Origin of the sequence: Luteitalea sp., from assembly GCF_022842525.1 — a bacterium.
Classification (GTDB): Bacteria; Acidobacteriota; Vicinamibacteria; order Vicinamibacterales; family Vicinamibacteraceae; genus Luteitalea.
Window position 1 is genome coordinate 1 of the sequence record NZ_JALHPM010000224.1, and the last position, 9,290, is coordinate 9,290.

Below are 9,290 nucleotides of genomic sequence, written 5' to 3' on the forward strand. Positions count from 1 at the left end.
CGTGTGCTCTTCCGATCTACCCAGCTTCTCGTTCTCGGCCCGACCCCTTTCCTCCTCCTCTGTCCTCTCCTCCGTCCTCGCACCTCCGTCCTACCTCCCTCCTCATTCCTCCCTCCTCCGTCCTCTCCGGGGTGACATCACCTCCCGTAGCGCCAGCTGGTGAGGTCTGCGCCCTTCGGCGCGGTCTTCTCCATGCGGACGACGGCTTTCGGGATGAACATCTGGTGGTACCGCAGGCGTGAGGCGTAGTTCGGTCGGACGGGGTCGCCGTTCCAGCAGTGCTCGGCCCGGTCGCCGTAGGTGATCTCGCCGGCGAACCAGGGGGTGGTCGTCGCGCGCAGAAAGTCCTCGGCGAGATAGACGGCGTTGTTCAGGTAGTAGTTGTCCATGTCGCCGACGTAGAGGTTGACCTTGCCGACCAGCTTCTGGCCGAGGCCCTTCTCCCAGTCGCGCTGCATGATGTGCACGAGGTCGTAGTGCTCGCGCCAGTAGGCGGCGACGTCCGTGTCGATGGTGCCCGTGACCTTGTCCCAGATGCGCTTCGGATAGCCGTCGGCGCCGACCGGGGAGTAGGTGGCCTCCCAGACGTCCCACTGCTGACCCGACCGCGTCTTGCTACCGAGGGCAAGCTCGCGAGGATTCATCTCCTCGAGCGTCGCGCTGACGTGGCCGAGCCAGTTGCGGTGGCCGGGCCGCGGCGTCTTCTTCCACGTGCCGTCGACGTGGTACGCGTTCCGATCCTCGTAGAGATTGACGACGGTGTAGGCGCGGAAATCGATCGGGTCCGGGCAGGCGGCGTACGCCCCGTTGAACGCCTCCGGATAGAACACCTGTGCGGCGAGCGCCTCCCAGCCCCCGGTCGATCCGCCATACATGAAGCGCGCCCAGCCCTGACCGATGCCGCGGTACTTCTGCTCGATGTGCGGGATCAGTTCCTCGACGATGGCGTCGCCCCAGGGGCCGGCGTTGGCGGAGTTGACGGCGTAGGAGTCGTCGTAGAACGGCGTCGGGTGCTGAATCTGGATGACGAGCACGCGCGGGAAGTCGCGGCTCGTCCACTCCTTGTAGAAGTCGTGGGCCGCCTGCTGCTGGTAGCGGTTGTAGCCGCGCATGTTGAAGCGCGCGCTGAAGTCGGGCGCCAGCGTCGGATCCGGTGGCTGCTCGCGGAAGCCGTCGAAGGTATAGGGAAAGTGCCCGTGGTCGATCATCAGCGGATACCTGGCCTCGGGGTGCGCGTCGAAGCCTTCCGGCACCAGGACGTGCGCGCCGATGTACATGTCACGGCCCCAGAACGCCGAAAGCTTCGCGCTGCGAATCCGCTCGTGCCGGATGTAGGTCGTCGTCGGTGGGGGCGGGATGACCGGGATGACCTTGTCGAGCGTGATGTCGACGGTGCTGTCCCGGCCGATCGTGACCTGGGCCGGCGTGCTGTACAGGTTGCCGGGGGCGAGGTTCCACTGCTGGCCCTCGCCTCGGTCCATGGGCAGCTTCACGACGTGGCCGTCAGCCCGGCGGAAGGTCTCGTAGCGGTGCAGGAGGGCCTGAGCCGTGTACGTGCCGGGCGGGACATCGCGGAGGCTGGCCAGCGGATAGCCGACCGCGGCGGCGTCGATGACGGCAGGGGTGCCGGGCGCGAGACCGTCCACGTCGATACCGAAGACGAGCTGCGTCTCGGGGCCGTCGGTGATCTGGAAGCGGGGCTCGGCCTTCGCGTCGGTCGACAGCATGAGGAGCAGTCGGCCGTCCAGACGGCCGGCGTCGAGCGCGGCGGGGAAGGATACCCGCACGCGGACGCCTGTCGATTGTGCGGCGCCCGGGGCAGCGGTGTGGGCGATGGCGGCGACGAGCGCGGCAGCCAGCACGCCGCCGACGAGACGGAAGGCACGGATGTGGTGGTTCACGCGCACATTGTAGGCGCGGGTCTCGGTCCGCTGGCCGACGGTCATTGACGCACGACGCGACTGCCGTTACCGTGCTGTCGTTCCTGGCGGGGTTCCGGTCTCGAGTGGAGCCCCTACCTGCGCCGCGTTTCACTCGCCGCGGCGCGGATGCAGGTGTCAGCGAGCACACGGCAGAGGTGTGCATGACGCAGGAACTCGCTCCCACCAGTCTCGGTCTCGGCACCGTCATCTATAAGGTGCCCGACATCGTCCACGCGAAGGCGTGGTACGCCCAGGCCTTCGCGCAACAGCCGTACTTCGACCAGCCGTTCTACGTCGGCTTCTCGATTGGTGGCTTCGAACTGGGGTTGCATCCCGACCTGTCGGAAGGGCAGCCAGGTCCGGGCGGCAGTGTCGCCTACTGGCGCGTGCTGAGCATCGAGGCCGCGGTGGAGCACTTCGTCCTGGTAGGCGCCACGCTCGTCACGGCGCCGACCGATGTCGGCGATGGCATCAGGATGGCTCGCGTGGCCGATCCGTTCGGCAACGTCATCGGGCTGATCGAGAACCCCCACTTCACGACGGAAGGGTCTCGCTGAGGGGCGCTTCCCTCAGGCGACGGGCACCCGTTCGATGACGTCGCCGCGCCGGATGCGGCCGCTGCTGACGACCTTCGCGTAGATGCCGCGCAGGTTCAGGGCGCGGCCCTCCGGCGCGTTCACCCACTTCATCGCGTCGATGCCGAACCGGTCGACGAACTTGCGGCAGCCCAGGTGCGGCTGGCTGGTCACTTCGAGCACGGTGTCGCCGATGCGCAGACGGGTGCCTGCCGGCAAGTGGTCGCCGGCCAGATCGAGATCGACGAACAGCTGATCGCCGGCCAGTGGCCAGCGCGACGTGTCTGGGCTGATGGCGCCGATGGCGCGGACATTCATCAGCGTGATCTGCGTGAGCGGATCGGCCGTCCCGTCGGACGAGCGCGTGCGGGCGTGCCAGCTGTCTCCGACCAGGCCCTCCGTGACGTCGAACACGGCGTCGTCGAGGACCTCGCGGGTCTCGACCACCGGCCGTCGCACGATCAGGTGCACGGTGCCGTGGTCGAGTGGGGCCTTGCGCACATCGTCGAGCGCCTCGTCGAGCTGTGTACGAGTCTGGTGAGCGGTGGCACGGGCGTCGGTTGCGTTCGCCATATCTGCTCAACGATACGACAGCCGACTGCCGCACACGGTCGGGCTGGACGGCCGGGCCGTAGAATCGTGCCCACGCATGTACACGCTCCGGCTCACCCGCACTCTCCTGGCCGCCTTCGACCCCGATCCCGAGGCGTCCGCGCCTCCGTCGACCACGACGCGGCTCGGCGACTGGCAGGTTCAGCCGATTCAGGCCGGGCGGCGTGCCCTGCTGCTGTGCACGAGCGAGAGGACGCTGCTGACCGTCGTGCTCCCAGCCGACGCCCTCGACGCCTTGCCGCAGCGACTGGCCATCGGGCTGGTGGCCCTGCTGCGGGGCCTCGCGGTGCCCGAGCCGGCGATTGCCGCCGAGATCGACCAGATGGCCGATGGCGTCGTGCGGCCGACCCACAGCCGGACGACGCTGGGCGCGATGCGCGGCCTTGCGGCGGTGGTGCGGCGCGAGATGGCGGCGCAGCGACGCGGTGTGGACGTCGCGGCGCTGCACCGCACGCTGGCCGGGTATCGCAGCCGGCTCACCGGTGGTCGCCCGGTCGGGGACCTCGCGCATGACCAGTTGATGCGACCCGTGGCCGCCTCGCCAGGGGCAGCGGCGCGTCGCCCCCGGGGCCGCGGATGACCGACGTCACCATTCGTCCGGCGGTCGAGACCGATGCGGCGGCCATCGCCGCCATCTACGCCCACTACGTGCGCGAGACCACGATCACGTTCGAGGAGGATGCGGTGACGCCCGGCGACATGGGCCCCCGCATGGCCGCGGTGGCAGCGGCTGGCTTGCCCTGGCTCGTGGTCAGCCGTGGTCCCGATGTGTACGGATACGCCTACGCGACGCCCTGGCGTCCGCGCACGGCCTACCGGTTCTCGGCCGAGACCACGGTCTACCTTGCCCACGATGCCGTCGGCCGTGGCCTCGGCACCCGCGTGTACACCGACCTGCTGGCGCGGCTGACCGATCTCGGCCTGCACGTGGCGCTGGGCGGCATCGCGCTGCCGAATGCGGCCAGCGTGGCCCTGCACGAGTCGTGCGGGTTCCGCAAGGTGGCGCACCTGTCCGAGGTCGGTTTCAAGTTCGGCCGCTGGGTGGACGTCGGCTACTGGCAGCGAGCGCTGGCCTGACAGCGGCGTGTAAACGTCGTGCGGCGCGCCGACCGAACACGTCACCAGCGATCACGTCGATCGGAGCTCGGCCATCGGAACGCGGGCCTCCTGGCGACCGTCTCCAGTGGCGTGTCGCTCGGCGGGCCTTCGCACCGACGCGGCATGGAGGTTTTCATCCATGTCTTTCTATCGCACCGCACTCCCCCAACTGCACGACCGTCTCTTCCTGACCGATGGCGGCATGGAGACGTACCTGATCTTCCAGCAGGGCGTCACGCTGCCGGATTTCGCCTCGTTCCACTTGCTGCATTCGTCCGACGGTGAGGAGACCGCGCGCGGGTACTTCCGCGCGTACGCCGACATCGCCCGCCGGTACGGCACGGGGCTCGTGCTCGATACGCCGACCTGGCGTGCACACGGCGACTGGGGAACGCGGCATGGGCTGAACGCCGCCGACCTGGCCGGCATCAATCGACGGGCCGTGTCGCTGCTCGAGGAGCTGCGAGCCGAGTTCGCGCCCGTGCCGGTCGTCATCAGCGGCTGTCTCGGGCCGCGCGGCGACGGCTACGTGCCCGACGCGATGATGACCGTCCGTCATGCCGAGGCCTACCATCAGCCGCAGATTGACGCCCTGGCGTCGACGGCGGCCGACATGCTGACGGCGATGACGCTGAACTACGTCGAGGAGGCGATCGGCATGGCACACGCGGCTCGACGCGCGGGCATGCCACTCGCCATCTCGTTCACGGTCGAGACCAACGGCAAGCTACCGACGGGCCAGTCCCTCGGATCGGCGATCCGGGTGGTGGATGGCGCCACCAGCGGCTATCCGGCCTACTACCTCGTCAACTGCGCGCACCCGACCCATTTCGCGCACCTGCTCGATCCCCAGGAGCACTGGGTGCGGCGCATCAGGGGCATCCGCGCCAACGCGTCGTGCCGCAGCCACGCGGAGCTGAACGACGCGCCCGATCTCGACACGGGCGATCCGATCGCATTGGCCGCGTCGTACGCCGAGCTGCGCCGGCACCTGCCACAGCTGACCGTGCTCGGTGGCTGCTGCGGCACCGACCACCGCCATGTCGAGGCGATTGCCGCCGCCGTCGCCGCCTGACGACCCATGGGGGTAGGGCCGGCTCTCCGAGCCGGCCGTGACATCAGCAGTAGCGACGGCCCGTTCGGAGAACGGGCCCTACCCAGGTGTTTGCTACGATCGGCGCGATTCCATGAGATTCGCGCCCCTCGTCCACTCTGCTCTTGCTGCTGCGCTGCTCGTCGCGTCGGCGGTGTCGCTACCCCTGCTGCCCGTGTCCGTCGCGGCGCAAGCGCCGGCGGCGGCCCCTGCGCTCGACCCCTTCGGTGGCCTCCACTGGCGCCACATCGGACCGCATCGGGGCGGACGCGTCACCGCCGTGGCCGGCCATCGCCGGCAGCCGGGCACCTTCTACATGGGCGCGACTGGCGGCGGCGTGTGGAAGTCCACCGACTACGGGCAGTCGTGGACCAACATCTCGGACGGCTTCTTCGAGACGGCGTCCATCGGCGCCATCGAGGTCGCCGAGTCCAATCCCGACGTCATCTACGTCGGCACCGGCAGTGCCGCCATCCGCAGCAACGTCATCAAGGGGCTGGGCGTCTACAAGTCCACGGACGCCGGCCGCACGTGGACGCACATCGGCCTGCGCGACGTCGGCGCCATCGGCAGCGTGCGTGTGCATCCCACCAACCCCGACCTGGTGTATGTCGCCGCCGTTGGCCCGGTGTTCGTCGATGGCCCTGATCGCGGCGTCTTCCGCTCCAGGGACGGCGGCCGCACGTGGGAGAAGACCCTCTTCCTCAACGACCGCACCGGCGTCTTCTCGCTCGTCCTGGACCCGTCGAACCCGGACCGGATGTACGCGGCCGCCTGGCGCGGTCAACGCAAGCCGTGGACCATCATCAGCGGCGGGCCGGCCAGCGAGAACGGCATCTTCACGTCGACCGATGCCGGCAGCACCTGGACGCGCACGTCCGAGGGCCTGCCGACCGACCTCCTCGGCAAGATCGACATCGACGTCTCGCGCTCCAACCCGAAGCGCCTCTACGCCATCGTCGAAGCCGTCAGTCCGAAGGGTGGCCTCTATCGCAGCGACGATGCCGGCGCGTCGTGGCGGCAGGTGAACGCGAATCCGTCGCTGATCGCGCGGCCCTTCTACTACACGTACGTCGATGCCGACCCGAAGAACCCCGACGTCGTCTGGGTCAACAACCTGTCGATGTGGAAGTCCACCGACGGCGGCACGACCTTCGACACGGTGTCGACGCCGCACGGCGACAACCACGGCATGTGGATCAATCCCGACGATGGCGATCTGCTGATCCAGTCCAACGACGGCGGCGCCAACGTGTCGCGCGATGGCGGCCGCACGTGGACGACGCAGTACAACCAGCCCACCGCCGAGCTCTACCAGGTCGACGTGGACAACCAGTACCCGTACCGCGTGTACGGCGCGCAGCAGGACAACACCACGGTGATCGTCCCGAGCAACGCGCCCCACTCGTGGTCGCCCGACGACACGCTGCAGTACTGGACCCAGGGTGCCGGCTGCGAGACCGGCCCGATCAAGCCGAAGCCCGACAACCCGCAGATCGTCTACGGCGTGTGCAAGGGCGAGTTCAGCCGTCTCAACCTCGCCACGGGGCAGGAGCAGCACTACTGGGTGTATCCGCAGAACCGGTACGGGCACGCCTCGCGTGACATCCGCTATCGCTTCCAGCGGACGTCGCCCTTCGAGATCTCGCCGCACGACCCGAAGGTCATCTATCACACCTCGCACGTGGTCCATCGCACCCGAGATGAAGGGCGCACCTGGGAGGTCATCAGCCCCGATCTGACGGCGAATCTGCCCGAGGGCCAGGGCATCTCCGGTGAGCCGATCACGCGCGACATCACGGGCGAGGAAGTGTACGCGACGATTTACGCGTTCGAGGAGTCGCCGATCGAGAAGGGCGTGCTGTGGTCGGGCGCCAACGACGGGCCGGTCTTCGTGTCGCGCGACGATGGCAAGACGTGGACCAACGTGACGCCGAAGGATCTGCCGCCAGGCGGCCGCGTGCAGCAGATCGATCCGTCGTCGCATCGCAAGGGCTCGAGCTACATCGCCTACTACCGCTACCTGCTCGGTGATTGGGAGCCGTACGTCTATCGGACCGACGACTACGGCCGCACCTGGACGCGCCTGACCGATGGCCGCAACGGCATCCCGTCCGGCACGCCCGTGCGCGTGGTGCGCGAAGACCCCAACCGCGCCGGGCTGCTGTATGCCGGCACCGAGTTCGGGATGTACCTCTCGTGGGACAACGGCGCCGCCTGGCAGCGCTGGCAGCTCGACCTCCCGGTCACTCCCGTCACGGACCTGCGTGTGCACCGCAGGGATCTCGTGGTGTCGACGATGGGGCGCGGTTTCTGGGTGCTCGACGACCTCTCGCGCCTGTACCAGTGGAAGGCCGCGCCAACGACCCCGGTGCTGCTCGCGCCGCGCGAGGCGACGCGGGCGCGCCTGGCAACCAGCGTCGCGACGTCCAAGACGCCCGACTACCCGGGCGCCGTGGCGACCATCGACTACGTCCTGCCCACGGAGGCGCAGTCGGTGTCGCTGGCGATCCTCGACGGCAGCGGCAAGGAGATCCGCACCTACACGACGGCCTCGGGCACGCCGGCGACCACACCGGCGCAGGGCATGCGAGCGCCGGGGCGTCGTCGACCCGCGGTGGCTGGGCCGGGGCGCACCAGGGGGGCGCATCGGTTCGCCTGGGACCTCCGGCTGCCGGGCCTGCCGACCGCTGCCAATCCCGACGGGGGTGGTGTCGGGCCCATGGTCGTCCCGGGCGTCTACTCGGTGCGTCTGACGGTGGACGGGTCGGTCGCCGGCACGCAGCCGCTGCGGGTGCGACTCGACCCGCGTGTGACGGCCGATGGCGTCACACAGGCCGACCTGGAGGCGCAGCACCAGCTGCTGGTCAGCGTCCGCGAGACGGCGTCCCGGGCGCTGGCGCTCAGCGCACGGCTGGCCGAGGTGGCCGCCGGTGGCGATGCGGCGAAAGCGCGAGCGGCCGCCACGCTCCGGACGCAGCTCGTGACGGCCAGCGGCAGCTACCCGCAGCCGATGCTGATCGACCAGCTCTCGAGCGTGTGGCGGATGGCCAACCAGGCCGACCAGCGCCCCGGCCGCGACGCCTTCCAGCGGCTCGAGGACCTGCGGGGCGAGTTGGCTGGTCTCGAGAAGCAGGCCGGGGCCCTGAGGTAGACTCGACGGTCATGTCATTGACCATTGGAGATCGCCTGCCTGCCGCCACCTTCCGCACGATGACGCCGGAGGGTGTGAAGGAACTCACGACTGCCGACGTGTTCGGCGGCAAGAAAGTGGTGCTGTTCGGGGTGCCTGGGGCCTTCACCCCGTCGTGCCACAAGACGCACCTGCCCGGCTACGTGAAGAACCACGACGCCATCAAGGCGCAGGGTGTGGACACGATCGCCTGCGTGGCGGTCAACGACCAGTTCGTGCTGGATGCGTGGGCCGCGTCCGCCGGCGCGCAGGGCAAGGTCCTGATGCTGGCCGACGGCAACGCCGAGTTCACGAAGGCCGCCGGCCTCGAGCTCGACGGATCCGGCTTCGGGCTGGGCACGCGCAGCAAGCGCTACGCCGCGGTGATCGAGGACGGCGTGGTGAAGGACCTCAAGGTCGAGGAGAGCGCCGGCGCCGTGTCGGTCTCGTCGGCCGAGTCGGTCTGCGGCCTGTAGACAACGGCAAGAAGGACGGAGGACCGAGGAGGAAGGACGGAGGTCTTTCCCCTTTTTCACCTCTGTCCTACCTCTTTCCTCCCTCCTCATTCCTCCGTCCTGCCTACCGTCGTTTCTTCCTTCTGACGGGCTTCTTCTTCGCCGCGGTGGGCAGGGGATCCGTGTCGGCGATGCGGTCGGCCAGGTGCGCCACGGCCATCGCGTAGGCATTGGCGCAGTTGTAGCTGAGCAACGCCTCGTAGTTCGGATACACGAGGAACGCGCCCGAGTCGGTGCGCAGCAGTGACGCCGCGATCTCGGCCTTCGGCAGGGGCGCGCCGTCGGCGGTGCGCACGCCGAGCG

At 69.0% G+C, this 9,290-nt stretch carries 9 protein-coding genes; 6 read left to right on the plus strand and 3 right to left on the minus strand.

From position 1 onward, the window contains the following. Positions 1–137: 137 nt before the first annotated feature. Positions 138–1,901, minus strand: coding sequence for a hypothetical protein (locus tag Q0C41_RS27240; RefSeq protein WP_291989443.1), 1,764 nt, complete (start codon positions 1,899–1,901; stop codon positions 138–140). A gap of 182 nt (positions 1,902–2,083) precedes the next feature. Between Q0C41_RS27240 and Q0C41_RS27245 the strand changes: the two genes are divergently transcribed. Next, positions 2,084–2,479 carry a VOC family protein gene (locus Q0C41_RS27245; RefSeq protein WP_291989445.1) on the plus strand — a complete coding sequence of 132 codons (396 nt, stop codon included), beginning with the start codon at positions 2,084–2,086 and terminating at the stop codon, positions 2,477–2,479. Between the two features lie 12 nt (positions 2,480–2,491). On the opposite strand, the gene Q0C41_RS27250 is transcribed toward Q0C41_RS27245, so the two are convergent. Beyond that, positions 2,492–3,070, minus strand: coding sequence for a hypothetical protein (locus Q0C41_RS27250; RefSeq protein WP_291989447.1), 579 nt, complete (start codon positions 3,068–3,070; stop codon positions 2,492–2,494). A gap of 76 nt (positions 3,071–3,146) precedes the next feature. On the opposite strand from Q0C41_RS27250, the gene Q0C41_RS27255 reads away from it, so the two are divergent. The 5 genes from Q0C41_RS27255 to Q0C41_RS27275 all read left to right on the plus strand — a co-directional run bounded on the left by Q0C41_RS27255 (position 3,147) and on the right by Q0C41_RS27275 (position 8,948). Further along, the gene (locus tag Q0C41_RS27255; protein WP_291989449.1) at positions 3,147–3,689 is read left to right on the plus strand and encodes a hypothetical protein; all 543 of its coding nucleotides are present in this window, start codon (positions 3,147–3,149) and stop codon (positions 3,687–3,689) included. Then, positions 3,686–4,186 carry an arsinothricin resistance N-acetyltransferase ArsN1 family B gene (locus Q0C41_RS27260; protein WP_291989451.1) on the plus strand — a complete coding sequence of 167 codons (501 nt, stop codon included), beginning with the start codon at positions 3,686–3,688 and terminating at the stop codon, positions 4,184–4,186. Before Q0C41_RS27255 ends, Q0C41_RS27260 begins: the two co-directional genes overlap by 4 nt. Positions 4,187–4,346: 160 nt before the next feature. After that, the gene (locus Q0C41_RS27265; RefSeq protein WP_291989453.1) at positions 4,347–5,282 is read left to right on the plus strand and encodes a homocysteine S-methyltransferase family protein; all 936 of its coding nucleotides are present in this window, start codon (positions 4,347–4,349) and stop codon (positions 5,280–5,282) included. 112 nt (positions 5,283–5,394) lie between these two features. Continuing rightward, on the plus strand, positions 5,395–8,454 hold the full coding sequence (locus Q0C41_RS27270; protein WP_291989454.1) for a hypothetical protein: 3,060 nt from the start codon (positions 5,395–5,397) through the stop codon (positions 8,452–8,454). Positions 8,455–8,465: 11 nt separating this feature from the next. Further along, positions 8,466–8,948 (plus strand): peroxiredoxin, encoded by a 483-nt coding sequence (locus Q0C41_RS27275; protein ID WP_291989456.1) that lies wholly within the window; start codon positions 8,466–8,468, stop codon positions 8,946–8,948. A 103-nt stretch (positions 8,949–9,051) separates the two neighbouring features. Here Q0C41_RS27275 and Q0C41_RS27280 read toward each other — a convergent pair. Next, positions 9,052–9,290, minus strand: a 239-nt coding sequence (locus tag Q0C41_RS27280) for a lytic murein transglycosylase (protein WP_291989458.1), incomplete at its 5' end; no start/stop codon positions are given.